Source organism: Kitasatospora sp. NPDC002543 (assembly GCF_053594915.1).
The window spans coordinates 77,960-92,591 of the sequence record NZ_JBSFWR010000025.1; the positions used below are offsets into that span (position 1 = coordinate 77,960).

At 72.8% G+C, this 14,632-nt stretch carries 15 protein-coding genes; 3 read left to right on the forward strand and 12 right to left on the reverse strand.

Annotated features, from left to right (window positions below; all coding sequences use genetic code 11):
• Positions 1-2 precede the first annotated feature (2 nt).
• Entirely contained in the window at positions 3-677 is a 675-nt protein-coding gene (locus ACWD4P_RS14115; RefSeq protein WP_359826897.1) for a phosphonatase-like hydrolase, read from the forward strand.
• Positions 678-722: 45 nt separating this feature from the next.
• On the opposite strand, the gene ACWD4P_RS14120 is transcribed toward ACWD4P_RS14115, so the two are convergent.
• From ACWD4P_RS14120 to ACWD4P_RS14170, 11 genes are all read right to left on the reverse strand, one after another.
• A complete protein-coding gene (locus ACWD4P_RS14120; RefSeq protein ID WP_449779765.1) occupies positions 723-1,352 on the reverse strand; it encodes a hypothetical protein in 630 nt (209 codons plus the stop codon).
• Positions 1,349-2,020, reverse strand: coding sequence for a hypothetical protein (locus ACWD4P_RS14125; protein WP_449779766.1), 672 nt, complete (start codon positions 2,018-2,020; stop codon positions 1,349-1,351). Before ACWD4P_RS14125 ends, ACWD4P_RS14120 begins: the two co-directional genes overlap by 4 nt.
• The gene (locus ACWD4P_RS14130) at positions 2,013-3,335 is read right to left on the reverse strand and encodes a WXG100 family type VII secretion target (RefSeq protein WP_449779767.1); all 1,323 of its coding nucleotides are present in this window, start codon (positions 3,333-3,335) and stop codon (positions 2,013-2,015) included. The genes ACWD4P_RS14125 and ACWD4P_RS14130 overlap by 8 nt, the downstream gene beginning before the upstream one ends.
• Positions 3,332-3,628 (reverse strand): hypothetical protein, encoded by a 297-nt coding sequence (locus tag ACWD4P_RS14135; protein ID WP_049654274.1) that lies wholly within the window; start codon positions 3,626-3,628, stop codon positions 3,332-3,334. Before ACWD4P_RS14135 ends, ACWD4P_RS14130 begins: the two co-directional genes overlap by 4 nt.
• A gap of 169 nt (positions 3,629-3,797) precedes the next feature.
• The gene (locus ACWD4P_RS14140; protein WP_359826908.1) at positions 3,798-4,289 is read right to left on the reverse strand and encodes a hypothetical protein; all 492 of its coding nucleotides are present in this window, start codon (positions 4,287-4,289) and stop codon (positions 3,798-3,800) included.
• Positions 4,290-4,405: 116 nt separating this feature from the next.
• Positions 4,406-4,729 (reverse strand): DMT family transporter, encoded by a 324-nt coding sequence (locus ACWD4P_RS14145; protein WP_359826910.1) that lies wholly within the window; start codon positions 4,727-4,729, stop codon positions 4,406-4,408.
• Position 4,730: 1 nt separating this feature from the next.
• The gene (locus ACWD4P_RS14150) at positions 4,731-5,525 is read right to left on the reverse strand and encodes an HAD family hydrolase (protein WP_449779768.1); all 795 of its coding nucleotides are present in this window, start codon (positions 5,523-5,525) and stop codon (positions 4,731-4,733) included.
• Positions 5,526-5,596: 71 nt separating this feature from the next.
• On the reverse strand, positions 5,597-6,682 hold the full coding sequence (locus tag ACWD4P_RS14155; protein WP_449779769.1) for an ABC transporter ATP-binding protein: 1,086 nt from the start codon (positions 6,680-6,682) through the stop codon (positions 5,597-5,599).
• A gap of 21 nt (positions 6,683-6,703) precedes the next feature.
• Positions 6,704-7,549 carry an ABC transporter permease gene (locus ACWD4P_RS14160; protein WP_359826917.1) on the reverse strand — a complete coding sequence of 282 codons (846 nt, stop codon included), beginning with the start codon at positions 7,547-7,549 and terminating at the stop codon, positions 6,704-6,706.
• Positions 7,537-8,514: an ABC transporter permease gene (locus tag ACWD4P_RS14165; protein ID WP_359826919.1), complete on the reverse strand. Its 978-nt coding sequence runs from the start codon at positions 8,512-8,514 to the stop codon at positions 7,537-7,539. The genes ACWD4P_RS14160 and ACWD4P_RS14165 overlap by 13 nt, the downstream gene beginning before the upstream one ends.
• A 43-nt stretch (positions 8,515-8,557) precedes the next feature.
• Positions 8,558-9,727: an ABC transporter substrate-binding protein gene (locus tag ACWD4P_RS14170; RefSeq protein ID WP_359826922.1), complete on the reverse strand. Its 1,170-nt coding sequence runs from the start codon at positions 9,725-9,727 to the stop codon at positions 8,558-8,560.
• Positions 9,728-10,067: 340 nt separating this feature from the next.
• On the opposite strand from ACWD4P_RS14170, the gene ACWD4P_RS14175 reads away from it, so the two are divergent.
• Positions 10,068-10,898 (forward strand): GntR family transcriptional regulator, encoded by an 831-nt coding sequence (locus ACWD4P_RS14175; protein ID WP_359826925.1) that lies wholly within the window; start codon positions 10,068-10,070, stop codon positions 10,896-10,898.
• Positions 10,899-10,962: 64 nt separating this feature from the next.
• Here ACWD4P_RS14175 and tmpA read toward each other — a convergent pair whose 3' ends face one another.
• Positions 10,963-12,546 (reverse strand): 2-trimethylaminoethylphosphonate dioxygenase, encoded by a 1,584-nt coding sequence (tmpA, locus tag ACWD4P_RS14180; RefSeq protein ID WP_449779770.1) that lies wholly within the window; start codon positions 12,544-12,546, stop codon positions 10,963-10,965.
• Between the two features lie 393 nt (positions 12,547-12,939).
• Between tmpA and ACWD4P_RS14185 the strand changes: the two genes are divergently transcribed.
• Positions 12,940-14,577, forward strand: coding sequence for an APC family permease (locus tag ACWD4P_RS14185; protein WP_449779771.1), 1,638 nt, complete (start codon positions 12,940-12,942; stop codon positions 14,575-14,577).
• Positions 14,578-14,632 lie beyond the last annotated feature (55 nt).

Consider the following 14,632-nt stretch of genomic DNA (forward strand, 5'->3'; position numbering starts at 1 on the left):
TCATGACGAACGACATCCGCCTGGTCGTGCTGGACATGGCCGGCACCACCGTGGCCGACGACGGCCTGGTCGAGCAGGCCTTCACCGCGGCCGCCGCGAAGCTCGGCGTCGAGGCCGGCAGCCCGGAGTTCGACCCGATGCTGGCCCACGTCCGGGCCACCATGGGCGAGTCCAAGATCTCCGTCTTCCGGCACCTGTTCGGCGAGGAGGAGAAGGCCCAGCTGGCCAACGCCGCCTTCGAGGCCGCCTACGACGACCTGGTCGGCGCCGGCCACTGCGCCGCCCTGCCCGGCGCCGCCGAGGCGATCGCCGAACTGCGCGGCCAGGGCCGCACGGTGGTCCTCACCACCGGCTTCTCCCGGACCACCCAGGACCGCATCCTGGACGCCCTCGGCTGGCAGTCCGTCGCCGACCTGACCCTCTGCCCCGCCGAGGCCGGGCGCGGCCGCCCGTACCCCGACATGGTGCTCACCGCCCTGCTGCGCACCGGCACCGATTCGGTCCGCCAGATCGCCGTGGCCGGTGACACCGGCTACGACATGCTGACCGGCACCCGGGCCGGCGCCTCGATCGTCGCCGGCGTCCTCACCGGCGCCCACGACGAGGCCCGCCTGCGGGCCGACGGCGCCACCCACGTCCTCGGCTCGATCGCCGAACTGCCCGCCCTGCTGGGCTGACCGTCCGTCTCCCGCCCCGGATGCCCGGGGCGGGAGACGGACGGCTCAGGCGGACGACTCCTTCGGCCGGCGCACCGACCAGAGCACGGTGCCGTCGATCAGGACGTTGCAGCCGAGGAACGCCAGCAGGTAGGCGGAGGAGTCGGCCTCGCCGGGGAGCTTGGGGGCGACCCGCCCGGCCGGGTCCATCCGGACGGTGATCACCTGGCCGCGCTCGAACCGCGGGGAGTTCTCCGTGAGCGGGCCGCCCGGCACGTCGTCGTTCAGCTCCGTGGAGGCCAGGCTGTACGCCCGCCCGGTGCCGTGGAGCGCGTCGGTGACCTTCTCGTCGACGACCACGGCCCGCACGGTCCGCCCCGAACCCAGGATCAGGTTCGCCCAGGCCTCGGTGCCGGCCAGGTACGCGACGAAGCCGACGGCGGAGATGCCCATGCCCCAGGCGACCATGCTCTTCTGGAACCTGGGGTTGCTGTCGGCGTCGCGGCGCACGGCGAACGCGTACAGCACGACCAGGGGGTGAGCGAGCCCCACCACCGCGGCGAGGAACGAGTTGACGTAGACGTCCAGCGCGATGACGCCGACGAGCACCGCCGTGGTGACGGCGATGAGGGCCAGGGCCCCGCCGAGTCGGCGGGACCCGCTCTGGATGCCCTGGTCGGGCTGGGCGATCGTCACCCGAAGGCCTTCCGGATGTTGTCCTGCCGCTCGGGCGGCAGGGCGTTCGATGTCTCGTTCAGCGGGGGGTGGAAGGAGATCCCGCTGATGGCGGCTCCCACCAGGACCGACCAGCCGTCCCAGTAGTCCAGGTGCCGGGTGGAGAAGACGACGGCGAGCACGTGGGGGCTCCACGGGTGCGCGAACAGGGCCTCCAGCTGCCGGACGGTGGTGACGCCCGATCCCGGCAGGCCGTAGGCCGTCCCGGACACGGGTACGGCCAGGTCGCGGACGGTCACGGCGGCCCGGCCGAGCGGGAAGTCGAGGACCTCGACGTCGGCGTCCGGCCAGGCGGTCGCGAGCTCCCGGGCGACGCGCTGGGGGTAGCCGCCCGGGACGCCCTGCTCCTGCTCGCGCAGGTACAGGCTGAACACGCCCTGGACGATCTCGCCCTCCTCGGTCTGCACCAGGCAGTTGGAGACGTGCACGGCCCCCTCGCGCAGCTGCGCCTGGAGGGCGAGTTCGGCGGAGACGGCGATGCCGAGCTTCTGCTCCGGACCGGCGCCGGTGAGTCCGTCGAGCCCGTCCACGATCCGGCTCATCCGGTCGCCCGGGTCCTCGGACAGGTCGATGTCCGTGAACCCCTCGGGCAGGGAGAGCCAGAAGGACGGCGCGGTCGTGTCAGTCATGTCCCACTCCCCAGACACCGGTGACGATCGCGCTGCCGCCGCCGAGCAGCGCGGGCAGGATCCGGCCCTTGCCGCTGCCGCCGATGGCGCCGCCGGCACCGTTGAGCGCGGTGCCGCCGCCGGTGGTGTAGTTGACCGCGGCGCTCAGGCCCGGGCTCGGGTCGTCGGTGAAGAGGCCGGCGGCGGTGGGGGCGGTCAGCGCGACCCCGCCGGCCGCCTGCACGCCGTCGGAGACGTTCATCGCGGCGGCCTTGGAGAGCCCGAGCTTCATGGCGGGCTTCTCGATCGCCGTGGTGAAGACCGGGTTGGCCGGATCCATCGCCCGGGCGGCGACGCGGATCTCCTTGGCCCCGGCGCTCACGGCCTTGGCCCCGCCTTCGGCGGCGCGGGCGCCCCTGAACGCGGTGACCCCGCCCTTGAGGAGGGCGCCTCCGGGGAGGGCCCCGAGGAGGTCGCCGGCCAGGGTGAGGTCGTTGCCGAGGTTCGCCATGCTGGTCGGTATCAGTCCCTTGATGCCGTACTGCTTGGCGTGCAGGCCCGCCGCGCCGACGCTCAGCAGGATGGCGGGCAGGGCGAACGCGGGGCAGAAGACGGCCGCGACGCCGCAGATGCCGGATGCCACCGTCAGCAGGTCGCCGCCGTGGTTCTTGAACCAGTTGCCGATCTTGCTGAGCATGCCCGGCTCCGGCGGGGCCTTGCTGTCGGCGGCCTTGCGGACGGCCTCGGCCGTCTTCCGGGCGTCCGACCTGTGGGTCCCGGCGAGCTCGTGGGCCTGCTTCCGGAGGCCGGCCAGCTCGTTGGAGGCGCTGGTGAGCAGGGAGGCGGCGGAGTCCAGGTGGTTCTTCGCCGTGTTGTAGCGCTGCTCGGCGGCGGCGAGGGCGGCGTCGTCGGGGTAGGAGCGGCCGGCCAGTCGGAGGTCGGGTGCGGCGGCCGCGGCGCTGTGGGCCTTGTCCGCCTCGTCCTTCCTCTTCTTGGCGGCGACCGCGGAGGCGGCCAACTCGGCGGCCTTGGGCTGGTGTTCGGTCAGCGCCTTGTACCAGACGTCGAGCGCCGTGTAGGCCGAGGTGATCGAGTCGGCGGCGTCCTGGAGGTAGCCGGGGAGCTTGCCGAACTGCTCGGCGAACTTCTTGGCGGCCTCACCCGTCCACTGGCCCTCGTTGGCGGAGATCTGGGAGAGCGTGGTGTGCACGCCGGTCAGGTGTTGGCCGACCCGGCGCAGGCCGGTGCTGAGCGCGGTGACGGCGGCGGAGTCGCCGGGGGTGGGGTTGAAGCCGAGGCCGGACCAGTCGGGCGCCGGAGGCGTGGGGGTGCTCACGACTGCCCCGCCGGGGCGAGGACCTTGACGATGCTCTGCTCGGTGCCGTCGTAGTTCTTCTGCACCTGCTCAAGGCCCTCGTCCAGGGCCTTGACGCACTCGCGGACCTTCTTCAGGCCGAACTGCCACTTGTCCTTGAAGTGCCCGCAGGCCTCGTCCAGGAAGTCGAAGCCGGTGCCGGTGTGGCCGGCCGCCTCGAAGGCCTTGAGGCCCTGGTCGAGTTCGTCGGCACAGCCTTTGAGGTCTTGGGCCAGTTTTGCGAGGAATTCGGTACTGACTTTGAAGTCGGACACTTTCGCCCCCCGATGCGTCGAATGTCGGACCGGGCGAGCATAGCTCCGGCCGACGGGGGAGAGATCGTCACGGCCGGAATCGGAGGCGGTCGTTACGGGACTTTTACGGGCCGTCGACGCCTTCTTGACGTCGGCGGCCCAGATCCGAGGCGTATGCGTACGGTCGTTCTCAGCGGCGCCAGAAGCCGCGCTTCTTCGGGGTGACGAGCCGCACCACGGCCGCGACGAAGAGTTCGGCGACGGGGGAGGGCCCCTGCCCGTGGTTGAGGTGGCTCTCGGCGGTCCACTCGCCGAGGACGGTGCCGGGGCTGCCGTCGAGGGGGCTGAACGCGTGCTCCAGGGTCACGTAGCGGACGGTCCTGGAGCCCTGGGGCTGGACGGCGGCGACGAAGTGGGCCTCGGTGGCGCCGACCGGGGTGGGCAGGGTGACCAACAGCATGTGGTGGCCGTCGACCGACAGGTGGCGGCAGTCGAGGCCGTGGCCGGGCAGGCGGTCCTCGGGCGGCAGGGTGCCGCCGAGGTCCTCCCAGATCTGGGTGACGACGGGCAGCAGGCTGCCGCCGTCCGGGGTCGGGGTGGCCACGCGCGGGCCGAACTCCAGCACCTGGCGGGCCAGCTCGCGGTGGACGAAGCGGTAGTGGTGTGGCCGGGGGTCCGTCATGGGGGACACCGTAGCGAAGCCGCCGGGGCGGGAGGTCGGCGCGTCCGACTTCCCGCCCCGGCAAGCGAGTTGGCCAGCATTGTTCTATCTGACTGAACGTCAGGAATCGGTTCCGCTCAGGAGTGTCCGCCCTTGAGGTTGAGCACGACCACCCCGACGATCACCAGTGCTATCCCCAGCCACTGGAGCCGTCCGAGCGACTCGCCGAAGGCGACCACGCCGATCCCGGCGACCGCCGCGGTGCCGGCGCCGGACCAGACCGCGTACGCGACCGAGACCGGTATGTGCTTGAGCGCGCGGCCGAGCAACAGGAAGGAGAGGGCGTAGCCGATGCCGACGCCGAGGCTCGGCCAGAGCCGGGTGAACCCCTCGGTGAGCTTGAGGCAGCTGGTGGCGCAGACCTCACTGATGATGGCCAGGGCGAGCAGGAGATAGGGCATGTCAGGGTCGAACCGCGCCGGCCCCCGCGAGCTTCCCGAGCAGGGCGAGGTCGGCCTGCTCCAGGCTGGCGAGCAGGGTGATCCGCTCGCCCTCGGGCATCGGCACGGCGGTGGAGGGCACGGCGAGCACGGCGCAGCCGGCCGCGGTGGCGGAGGCGACCCCGGTCGGGGTGTCCTCGACGGCGAGGCAGGCGGCCGGGTCCAGTCCGAGCCGCTCGGCGGCGGCGAGGTACGGGTCGGGCGCGGGCTTGGTGCGCGCCGTCTCCTCGGCGGCCAGGGTGACGGCGAACCAGTCCCGGCCGATGGCGGACAGCACCAGGTCCACCACCCGGCGGGGGGAGGCGGAGACCAGCGCGGTCGGCACCCCGGCGTCGCGCAGCGCGGCCAGCAGGGCGAGCGCGCCGGGGCGCGGCACCGTCTCGGCGGCGACCTTGGCGGCGAAGGACTCGCCCAGCCGGGCGGCGAGTTCGGCCTCGCCGAGGGCGGTGCCGCTGACCCGGTGGAGGTGGGCGGCGGTGTGCTCGATGGCCTGGCCGAGCACCTCGGGGGCGTCCTCGTCGGTGAGCGGGCGGTCCAGTTCCTCGGCGAGTTCGGCGGCGGCCCGCCACCACAGCTGCTCGGTGTCGACCAGGGTGCCGTCCATGTCGAACAGGACGGCGGCGGGCAGGGCGGTGGCCGGGAGGGCGGTGGCCGGGAGGGCGGTGGTCGGGAGGGCGGCGGGGCTCGCGGGCGGGTCGGTGGCGGGTCCGGGGGCCTCGGGGCGGGCGGAGTTCTCGGGCAGGACGGAGTCAGGCATGGCGGTACCTTCGGTGGTTCTTCCGGTGGTTCTTCGGTGCTCCGCGGGGCGGAGGGGGAGGTACGAGGCTCTCAGGCGGAGCGGCGGTCCACCAGGACCGGGCGCTCCGGCAGGGTGAGCGCGGCCCGGGCGCCGGCCGGCAGCGCGGCGGCGGCCTCGGTGGGCAGGTCGGCCTTGACCTCGGTGCCGTCGTCCAGCCGGACGGTGAGCCGGGTGACGGCGCCCAGGAAGGAGGCGGTGACCACCAGCGCGGGCCCGTCCTCGGCCGGGGTCAGGGTGACGTTCTCGGGGCGGACCAGCACCTGGAGCTCGCCGTCGGCCGGGACCACGCCGTCCACCGCGTGGCGGCGGCCGAGCACCTCGACGCCGTCCGAGGTGCGGGTGCACGGGATGCGGCTCATGGTGCCGACGAACTCGGCGACGAAGGCGGTGGCCGGCCGGCCGTACAGCTCGGACGGGGTGGCGCACTGCTCCAGCTTCCCGGCCCGCAGCACCGCGACCCGGTCGGCCATCGAGAGCGCCTCCTCCTGGTCGTGGGTGACGAACAGGGTGGTGATGCCCAGCTCCTGCTGGAGCCGGCGGATCTCGTCACGCAGCTGGAGGCGGACCTTGGCGTCCAGCGCGGACAGCGGCTCGTCCAGCAGCAGGACGCGCGGCTGGAGGGCGAGCGCGCGGGCGAGCGCGATGCGCTGCTGCTGGCCGCCGGACATCTGGTGCGGGTAGTGGTCGGCGCGGTGCGGCAGTCCGACCAGCTCCAGCAGCTCCTGGGCCCGCTTGCGGCGCTCGGCCTTGCCGGTGCCGCGCATCCGCAGCCCGAAGGCGACGTTGTCCAGGGCGGTCAGGTGCGGGAAGAGGCTGTAGGACTGGAACACCATGCCCGCGTCGCGCTTGTGCGCGGGGATCGCGGTGATGTCCTGGCCGTCGACCAGCACCTCGCCGGAGTCGTGCTGCTCGAAGCCGGCCAGGATGCGCAGCGCGGTGGTCTTGCCGCAGCCGGACGGGCCGAGCAGGGCGAGCAGTTCGCCCGGCCGGACGGTGAGGTCCAGGCCGTCGAGGGCGGTGGTGGCGCCGAACGCGCGGCGCAGGGAGCGGAATTCGACGGTGGCGCTGCCGGGGGAGAGCGAGGCGCCGGTGGCGATGGCGGTGGCCGTGGTCATGACTGGTGACTCCGGGGGGTTTCAGGAGGTGGCGGTCTTGGCGCGGCGCTCGCGCCCGGCGGTGGCCAGCAGGAGCAGCAGCAGCCAGGTGAGCAGCAGGCTCAGGATGGAGACCGCGACCGACATGTGGGCCTGGCTGTTGCCGACCGAGTAGATCCAGACCGGGAAGGGCTGGAAGCCGAGGATCGAGGCGGTGGTGAACTCGCCGAGGACCAGGGCCAGGGTGAGGAAGGAGGCGTTCAGCAGCGCCCCGCGCAGGTTGGGCAGGACGACCGTGAACACCGCGCGCGGCCAGCTCGCCCCGCAGTTGCGGGCGGCCTCGACCAGGGTGCGCACGTCCATCGAGCGCAGGCCGGCGTCCAGGGCGCGGTAGGCGAGCGGCAGGGCCATCAGCACGTAGGCGATGACCAGCACCAGCGGGAAGTCCGGGTCCTGGATGAACACGAAGGTCTGGAAGAACGGGGTGTCCATCAGGTAGTCCGGGCCCCAGCGGAGCACGCCGATCAGGCCGGCGGTCAGGGCGACCGGCGGGACGACCAGCGGCAGGGTGCAGAGCACGTCGATGACCGGGCGCAGCTTCGGCGAGCCGAGCCGGACGGAGATCAGCGCCGGGACGAGCAGGAGCAGCAGCACCACGACGGTGACGACGGCCAGGCCGAGGGTCAGCCAGAGGCTGTCCAGGAAGCCGGGGGCGGAGAGCAGGCCGGTGTAGGCCGAGAAGGAGATGCCCTGCGGGTCGTCGATCGAGAACCAGAAGGAGGCCGCGAGCGGGACGACGAAGTAGACGCCGGCGAGCAGCAGCACGGCTCCGCGCCACCAGCGCACGGTGCGTCGGCCGGGGCGGGCGGGGGTGGTCAGCTGAGCCATCGGGCGCTCCGGCGCTGGAGGGGGAGGTACACGGCCATCACCAGGACGGCCACGACGATCATGTTGAGGCTGAGGGCGAGGGCGAGGTTGCCCTGGCCGACCAGCACGTTGCCGGAGAGCGCGTCCGCGATCGAGCGGCTGACCAGCGGGACGGTCGCGCCCACCATGGCGGCGGCCGTCGCGTAGGCGGCGAAGGCGCTGCCGAAGAGCAGCACGAAGCCGCCGAGCAGCGAGGGCGCCAGGATCGGCAGGGCGACGTGCAGCCAGTACTGGACGGAGGTGGCGCGGTTGTTCTGGGCCGCCTCGCGCCACTGGGTCCGCAGGCCGTCCAGCGCCGGGGTGATGGTGAGCACCATCAGCGGGACGAGGAAGTACAGGTAGACGATCGTCAGGCCGGTGAACGAGTACAGCGACCAGCCGTGGTCGGTGAGGTGCAGCAGCTTGGTGATCTCGCCGGCGTTGCCGAGGGTGGCGACGAACGCGAAGGCGAGCGGCAGGCCGCCGAAGTTGGCGAGCACGCCGGAGGCGGTGAGGACCGCCTGGCGCAGCCAGCCGTGCCGGGAGGTGACGACGGCCTGGGCGAGCGGCAGGCCGAGCACGGTGGCGAGCAGCGCGGTCAGCGCGGAGAGCTTGAGGCTGCTCAGCATCGCCGTCTGGTAGCCGCCCTGGACGGAGGCCGTCAGGTTGTCGAAGGTGAACTGCCCGGCCCCGCTCTCCGCGTCGCTGGAGGTGGTGAACGCGCCGATCACGATGGCGACGGTGGGAAGCCCGAAGCCGATCAGGAAGAACACCAGCAGCGGCACGGCGGCCAGCCAGGACGCGCCGCCGAGGCGGGCGAGCGGCCGGCGCCGCGGGGAGGGGGCGGTGGTGGGGGAAGCGGTCGTGGCGGTGGCGGACGCCCCCGCGCCGCCACCGGGGGAGGTGGCGGCGGGGGTGGTCGGCACCGGGGTGGGAGCCGTGGTCATGAGTGCCTTTTCTCAGCCCGAAGTGCGGTACGTGGCCGGGGTGTCAGCCCGAGACGGCCTTGGTCCAGTTCTCGGTGACGACCTTCTTGGCCGCGTTGATCTGGTCGACGGACGGGAAGGTGGTGAACGGCTTCTCGACGGTCGGCAGCTTGGCGGCCGCGGTGGTGTCCAGGGTGCCGTCCGTCTTCAGGGCCTCGAAGGTGGAGGGGGTGGCGTAGCCGCCGAGGAAGAGGTTCTGGCCCTCGGTGCTGAACAGGTACTCCTGCCACAGGCGGGCGGCAGCCGGGTGCGGGGCCCACTTGTTGACGGCCTGGTTGTAGAACTGGGCGTAGGAGCCGTCGGTCGGGATGGAGACCTTCCAGTCGACGCCCTTGTCCTTGAACTCGTCGGTGTAGCCGGCGTTCAGGTAGGACCAGTCGATCGAGATCGGGGTCTCGCCCTTCTCGACGGTGGCCGGGGTCGACTCGACCGGGTTGAAGTTGCCGGACTGCTTCAGCTTGGCGAAGAAGTCGATGCCGGGCTGGATGTTGTCCAGCGAGCCGCCGTTGGCGAGCGCGGCCGCGTAGACGCCGCCGAAGGCCGAACCGGACTTGGTCGGGTTGCCGTTGAGGGCGACCTGGCCCTTGTACTCCGGCTTGAGCAGGTCGGCGAAGGTCTTCGGGCAGTTGGCGATCTTCTTGGCGTCGCAGCCGATCGAGACGTAGCCGCCGTAGTCGTTGACGGCGGCGCCGTTCGCGTCCTTCATGGTGTCCGGCACCTTGTCGAAGGTGGCGACCTTGTAGGGGGCGAGGATGCCGTCCTTGACCGCCTGGAGGGCGAAGGCGCTGCCCAGGTCGACCACGTCGGGAGCGCGGTCCTGGCCCTTGCGGGAGTTGATCGCGTTGATCTCGTCCTGGCTGGAGCCGTCCGGGTTCTCCTCCTCGACCTCGATGCCGTACTTGGCCTTGAAGCTGTCGATGATCTTGCCGTAGTTCGCCCAGTCCCGGGGCAGCGTGATGACGTGCAGCTTGCCCTCCTTCTTGGCGGCGGCGACCAGGCCGTCCATGCCGCCGAAGTCGGCGACGGAGGTGGCCGTCTTGGCGTCCTTGGCACCGCCGTTGGCGGCGTCGCCGGACTTGGCGCTCGAACCGGCGGAGCCGCAGGCGGTGAGGGAGAGCGCAGCGGCGGTCAGTACGGCCGCGAAGGCGGCGGTGCGGGCGCGGTGCACGGTCACGGGGAAGTCTCCTGTTGAGGGGCGTACTGCGAGGGGCGTCCGCGGGGGGTTCCGCGGGTCTGCGTCGTACGAAGGGCGGCGGACCGGCCGGGTGGGCAATCGATCGACGTCGTCCGAGTTGACTAGCCAACTTCGCTGACAGCAGTAAGTACGCCGGAGCCCGGTGACGGGAAGGTGAACGGACGGCCCAGAACCGGGGTCGGCTGCGGGAACGGTCGAATCCGGCCATCGGAGCGTGAACCGTTCGGTGCGATGCTTCGAAGGCGCAGCGGGATAAGGTCGGGCTGTCCGCGCCGGTACGGCTGCGCAGGACACCGCCCCAGGAGGGACATTGACTGACGTGGCAACTGAGCCCCAGCGCCCCGAGGCCGCGGGGCGGCCGGCAGCCGGGAACCACTCGGCGGCCGGGGACGCCCCGGCCGAACGCCCCGGCGCGCTGTACCGGAAGGTGGCCGCCGACCTGCGCGAGGCGATCACCACCGGCGCCTACGGCGAGGCCGGCCGGCTGCCCGCCGAGGGCGCGCTCGCCGAACAGTACGGCGTCTCGCGCGGCACCGTCCGCCAGGCCCTCGCGGTGCTGCGCTCCGACGGGCTCGTCACCTCCCGCCGCGGCACCCGCCGGGTCGTCCTCGGCGGCGCCCGGGTGCAGAGCTTCTCCGAACTGCTCAGCTTCACCCACTGGGCGTACTCGATGGGCGAGGAGCCCGGCGGCATCCTCGACTCGCTGGTGCGCCGCCCGGCCGACGCCGCCGAGCGCGAACAGCTGCGCCTGGAGCCGGGCGCCGAGGTGTACGTCATCGTCCGGCTGCGGACGCTGTCCGGCACCCCGGTGATGGTCGAGCGCACCGTCTACCCGCCGCGGGTCGGCGAGATCGTCGCCGAGCTGCCGCCGGACGTCGTCTCGCACACCGAAGTGCTGCGCGAGCACGGCATCCTGTTCACCGACGCGGACCACACCATCGACGTCGTCCCGGCCAACGCCGAGGACGCCCGACTGCTCGGCTGCCGCCGGGGCGGTCCGCTGCTGCGCGAACGGCGCCGCACGACCGACCCGACGGGCACGCCGGTGGAGTGGTCCCAGGACCGCTACCTGCCCGGGACGGTGGCGTTCAGCGTGCACAACTCCCTGGCCACGTCGGCGCTTTCGCGGCACGCGCGGGAGCTCGACTGAGCTGATCCCGGGTGCCGCCCGGCCGTCCCCGGGTGCGGCCCGGGCATCGCCGGTGCGGGCCGGCTCAGTGCATGAGGGCGGCCAGCAGCGGGCGGTAGTGCGCGAAGCCGGGCGTCGCGGCGCCGGCCACCTTGGCCTGCTCGTCCCAGCGTCGCACCGCCACCGCGTCCCGCGCGCCCGGGAGTTCGGCGAAGGCGGCGGCCTGCCGCTCGTCCATCGGACCGCCCTGGACGCTCAGGGTGTACTCGGAGGCCGGGGAGAGCCGCTCGCGGTACCCGGGCTCGACCGCGCACAGGTAGCGCTTGGCGGCCACGTGCAGCCGGACCGGCTCGGTGACCTCGGGGCCGAACCAGCGGGCCAGCCAGTCGGCGCCGGAGTCGCTGTGCCGGTTGTCCTGACCCTCCATCAGGTCGCGTCCGTGCAGGGCTCCGTGGAAGTGGCCGACGTCGTGCAGCAGTGCGGCGGCGACCAGGTGGTCCGGGGCCCCGGCGGCCTCGGCCGCGGCGGCGGCCTGGAGCATGTGCTCGGCCATGGTGACCTCCTCGCCCAGGTACTCCCCGGCGCCCTCGCCGGCGAACAGCGCGGCGATCGCGTCCAGGGCCCCGGCGCGGCGGTGCAGCACGGCGAGGGTGCTGTTCAGCGAGTCGAGGTCGGCGTAGCAGCCCTGGAGGTGGCGGTGGCCGTCCTGCTGGAAGGCCGTCCGGGCGTGCATCAGGCGGGTGTTGTCGAAGACCAGGCAGTCGCCGGGGCCCAGCCGGAAGGTGAGCCGGAGCCCGGGGCGCAGGGTGATCTCCGCGAAGCGGCGGTAGGCGGCGTAGAAGGCGTCCAGCTCGGCCGGGGCGAGGCCGCGCAGGGTGCCGATCGAGCGGTTGTTGAACCGGACCTCGCGGATCCGGCCGCGCGGGTCCACCTCGATCAGCGGGCGGTCGGCGCGCAGCTCGGTGCGGCGGTCGCGGAAGACGAACGGGACGGGCGTGCGGGTGAGGACCTCGAACGCCTCCGGGGCCTCCTCTCGGAGGAGCGCCGCGGCCTTGAACCCGTCCACCAGGCCGGAGTCGCCGCCGGTCGCCGAGTTCTCCAGGCAGTGCAGCAGTTGGAGGGTCGGCACCGGGTCCCGGTAGGGGTTGTCGGTGTGCGGGGCGATGCCGACGCTGGTGAAGGCGAGGTTGTTCGGGTCCGGCTCGACCCGGACGTCGAACAGCTCCCCGTAGTTGGTGACCCGGACGTAGCCGAAGCTCTCCGCCACCCGCAGCACCTGCCGCTCGACGGCCGGCACCCCGCGCAGCACGGCGAAGCCGCTGTCCCGGACGGCGGCCAGCACCGCGGCCCGCTCGGCCGGGTCGGTCAGGTAGGCCTCCCAGGATGCCTCCGGGACGCCGGCGGCGAAGTCCGCCGCCGTCCAGAGCCGCTTGTTCCGCTCGGTGCGCCCGTCGCCGTCGTCCGCGCGGTCGAGCCACTCCAGCGGGTAGCGGGAGCGGTGCCCGTCCGACCAGAGCACCTCCAGGTGTCCGTCGGTCCGCTCGCTGCCGGCGATCGCGAGGCCCTCGGGCAGGTCGTCGATCTGGAACAGCTTCTGCCCGTTGCGCGGGTCCCGGCACTCGGCGCAGGGGCAGTTGTCGCGCAGCCAGTACGGCGGCAGCTCGGTCATCGGTCTCTCCCTCGGCGGCACTTCGGCTGTCGTGTCGGGTGAAGTTGTATAGCCAACTTCAGGTCCTGTTCCGGAGCCTGCCTGCCGTCGGTGAGTTCCACGTGCCCGGCAGGTGAACGTCGCGGGAACTGTGCCGGCGCCGGCGGCCGGACCCCGCGCGCACCGGTCCGGTCCGGCCGGAAGCCGCGGACGCCGCCCCGCCGACACCCGCCGAGGCCCCCCACCCGCGCGTTCCACGGGGCGGCCGGAGTGCCGCCCCGAGCCTCCCGGCCCCCGGCCCCGGCGGCCGCTGTTCGGGTGAGGGGCGCGGGGTGCGGGGCGTTTCGGGGCGGGCGGGAGGCGGGGCTGCGGCACTGTCGGGGGACTTCCTCCTGCTTCGAGAGGCGATCGGCCATGGCCCATTCCTCCTCCAATCCGCCCGGATCGGGGCACACCGGGCTGCGGCGCGAGGTCGGCGTCATCGGCCTGCTCTGGGCCTCGGTCGGGGCGATCATCGGCTCCGGCTGGCTGTTCGGCGCGCAGAAGGCGGCGGTGGCGGCCGGTCCGGCGGCACTGCTGTCCTGGGGCATCGGCGCGGTGGCGATCGTGCTGCTGGCGCTGGTGCACGCCGAACTCGGCGGGCTGTTCCCGGTGGCGGGCGGCACGGCGCGCTACCCGCACTACGCCTTCGGCGGGTTCGCCGGGATGTCCTTCGGCTGGTTCACCTGGCTGCAGGCCGCGACCATCGCGCCGATCGAGGTGCAGGCGATGATCAACTACGCCCAGCACTGGAGCTGGGCGGACGGCCTGCTGAACCGGAACCTGACGCTGACCGGCTGGGGGTTCGTCGTCGCGGCCGTCCTGCTCGGAGTCTTCGTCGCGGTCAACTTCCTCGGCGTGCGGCTGCTCGCCCACACCAACAGCGCGGCCACCGTGTGGAAGGTCGCCATCCCCGTGCTGACCATCTTCGCGCTCGGCATCTCCGAGTTCCACGGATCCAACTTCGACGTGCACGGCTTCGCGCCCGACGGTGCCAAGGGCGTGCTCGCCGCGATCAGCAGCAGCGGGGTGATCTTCGCGCTGCTCGGCTTCGAACAGGCCATCCAGTGGGCAGGGGAGAGCCGCAACCCGCGCCGGGACATCCCGCGCGCGGTGCTCGGCTCGGTGGTCATCGGCACCGTCGTCTACGTGATGCTCCAGGTGGTGTTCATCGGCGCGCTGCCGCCGGAGACCTTCGCCCAGGGCTGGAGCACGCTCGACTACCCCGGGATCAGCGGACCGTTCGCGGGCCTGGCGACCCTGATCGGCCTGGGCTGGCTGGCCACCGTGCTGTTCATCGACGCGGTCATCTCCCCGGCCGGCACCGGGCTGGTCTACATCACCTCCAGCTCCCGGGTCACCTACGGCCTGAGCCGCAACGGCTACGCGCCGCAGGCGCTGCAGTCCACCGACAAGCGCGCGGTGCCCTGGCTCGGCCTGCTGATCGCCTGGGTGGCCGGGGTGCTCTGCTTCCTGCCCTTCCCGAGCTGGCAGCGGCTGGTCGGCTTCATCACCTCGGCGGTGGTGCTGATGTACGCGGGCGCCCCGCTGGCCTTCGGCGTGCTGCGCAAGCGGCTGCCGCGGATGGAGCGCTCGTACCACCTGCCCGCCGGCGCGGTGGTCTCGCCGCTGGCCTTCGTGGTGGCGAGCCTGGTCATCTACTGGTCCGGCTGGGACACCCTGTGGCGGCTGGGCCTGGCGATCGTGATCGGCTACCTGCTGCTCGGCGGGTACTCCTGGTACGCGCGCTCGAAGGGGCTGCCCAACGCGCCCCGGATGGACTTCCGGGCCGGGCAGTGGCTGCCGGTCTACCTGGTCGGCATGGGCCTGATCTCCTGGCAGGGCACCTTCGGCGTGGGCGCGCGGGGGAACCTGCCGCTGTGGTGGGACATCGCCGTCGTGGTGGCGTTCTCACTGGTCGTCTACTACTGGGCGCTGGCGATCGCGCTGCCGGCGGAGGAGATCGAGCGGAACATCCGCGGTGTGGAGGTGGTGGACACCAACGGGCACTGAGCGGCCGTCCCGGCCCTTACCCGTACGGCCGCGGCCCCCGGAGGACGTCCTCCGG